General features: G+C 64.8%; 3 protein-coding genes. All 3 read right to left on the bottom strand.

What is annotated here, in order from left to right; genetic code table 11:
- On the bottom strand, positions 1–743 hold a 743-nt coding region (eno, locus tag VK519_RS17620), incomplete at its 3' end, for a phosphopyruvate hydratase (protein WP_414692774.1).
- 103 nt (positions 744–846) lie between these two features.
- Positions 847–1,677, bottom strand: coding sequence for a 3-deoxy-8-phosphooctulonate synthase (kdsA, locus tag VK519_RS17615; protein ID WP_324351949.1), 831 nt, complete (start codon positions 1,675–1,677; stop codon positions 847–849).
- Positions 1,674–2,375: glutamine amidotransferase-related protein (locus tag VK519_RS17610; protein ID WP_414692773.1), on the bottom strand; the 702-nt coding region annotated here is incomplete at its 5' end. The genes kdsA and VK519_RS17610, both read right to left, overlap by 4 nt.

Here is a 2,375-nt window from a genome sequence, read left to right as displayed (position 1 = left end):
TCGGTGCTGGCCACGTCCAGGCCCAGCAGGATGTCCGAGCCGACCTTATAGCCGGTGGTGTGCACGGCTTCCAGGATGGTATCCAGCGCCTCGACATTCGACTTCAGGTTCGGCGCGAAGCCGCCTTCGTCGCCCACTGCGGTATTCATGCCCCGGCCCTTGAGCACGGATTTGAGCGCGTGGAAGATCTCAGCGCCCGCGCGCAGGGCCTCGGCGAAGTTGGGCAGGCCCACCGGCAGGATCATGAATTCCTGCACGTCGACGTTGTTGTCCGCATGGGCACCGCCGTTGATGATATTCATCATCGGCACCGGCAAGGTACCGGCGCGGTCGCGCGCCAGGTACTGCCACAGCGCCTGGCCGTGGGAAGCTGCCACCGCGTGGGCGGCTGCCATGGAAACACCCAGCAGGGCGTTGGCGCCAAGCTTGCCCTTGTTCGGCGTGCCGTCCAGGGCGATCAGCTTGGCATCCAGGCCCTTCTGGTCGGCGGCATCGAAGCCCGCCATTGTGCTGGCGATCACGCCATTGACGTTGGCAACTGCCTGGCGCACGCCCTTGCCGCCGTAGCGGGACTTGTCGCCATCGCGCAACTCCACCGCTTCACGCGAACCCGTCGAGGCACCGCTGGGCACGGCGGCGCGGCCAAAGGCGCCATTGCCGAGCACGACCTCGGCCTCGAGGGTGGGATTACCGCGCGAGTCGAGGATTTCGCGGGCGTGGATGCGGGTGATATCGGTGGTCATGCGCTTCCCGTGGTATGAAAAGATCGATACATGATGGCCCTGCCGACCGGTGATTTGGTAGGTGGCCGCTTAGGTTGGGTCCCCCGCGCCCATGGCGCGCGCTTTAGGCGTGTTCGCGGAAACCGCGTTTCTTCACCACCTGGTCGAGCTCCATGAGGGTTTCGAGGAGTTCTTCCATCTGGCCGAGCGGCCAGGCGTTCGGGCCGTCGCTCAGGGCCTTGGAGGGATCCGGATGGGTTTCGGCGAAGAGGCCCGAAACTCCCACTGCCACGGCTGCGCGCGCCAGTACGGGAACGAATTCCCGCTGGCCGCCGGAACTGGTGCCTTGCCCACCGGGCAGCTGCACCGAGTGGGTGGCGTCGAACACAACCGGGCAATCGGTTTCGCGCATCACGGCCAGTGAGCGCATGTCCGATACCAGGTTGTTGTAGCCGAAGCTGGCACCACGCTCGCAGACCAGGATCTGATCGTTGCCGACGTCGCGTGCCTTGGCCACCACGTTCTTCATGTCCCACGGGGCCAGGAACTGGCCCTTCTTGATATTCACCGGCTTGCCCGCGCGGGCGACGTTCTGGATGAAATCGGTCTGGCGGCACAGGAAGGCCGGCGTTTGCAGCACGTCGACCACCGAGGCCACTTCGTCCATCGGGGTGTATTCATGCACGTCGGTGATGACGGGCACGCCGATCTGCGACTTCACCGCGGCCAGTACCTTCAGGCCCTCTTCCAGGCCCGGACCGCGGAAGCTCTTGTCCGAGGAACGGTTGGCCTTGTCGAAGCTCGACTTGAAGATGAAATTGATCCCCAGGCGGCCGGTGATTTCCTTCAGCGTGCCGGCAACGTCCAATTGCAGTTGCATCGACTCGATCACGCAGGGACCGGCAATCAGGAACAGCGGCTTGTCGAGGCCGACATCGAACCCACAGAGCTTCATGCGGCGGTCTCCTGCACGGCGGCAAGGCGTTCGCCCTGGCGCACGGCCTTGTATTCACGGGCCGCGCGGACGAACCCGATGAACAGCGGATGGCCATCGCGCGGCGTGGAGGTGAACTCCGGATGCGCCTGGCAACCGAGGAACCAGGGGTGCTTCTGCTGCGGCAGCTCGACGATCTCCACCAGCAGGTCGTCCATGGACTTGCCCGAGATCACCAGGCCCAGGTCTTCGAACGGCTGGCGATAGCGGTTGTTGAATTCGTAGCGATGGCGATGGCGCTCACGGATGATGTCTTCGCCATAGAGCTCCCGGGCCAGGGTGCCGGCCTTCAGGCGGCATTCCTGCGCACCCAGGCGCATGGTGCCGCCGAGGTCCGAACGCTCCGAACGCAGCTCCACTTCACCGCTGGTGGTTGTCCATTCGGTGATCAGCGCAATGACCGGATCCACCGCGTTGCGGTCGTTTTCGGTGGAATCGGCCTGGGGCAACCCGGCAATGTTGCGGGCAAATTCAACCACCGCCGCATGCATGCCGTAGCAGATGCCGAAATACGGCACGCCGTTTTCGCGCGCATAACGGGCGGCCAGCACCTTGCCTTCGAAACCACGCTTGCCGAAGCCGCCGGGAACCAGGATGGCGTCGGCATGGCCGAGCGTTTCGCGGGCGCCGCGGGCTTCGACGTCATCCTGGTTCCCGGC

This window comes from Pinirhizobacter sp. (genome assembly GCF_035317885.1).
Lineage (GTDB): Bacteria > Pseudomonadota > Gammaproteobacteria > Xanthomonadales > Rhodanobacteraceae > Pinirhizobacter.
Note: the sequence above shows the minus strand (reverse complement) of the source record. Positions and strands in the feature narration are given on the sequence as shown.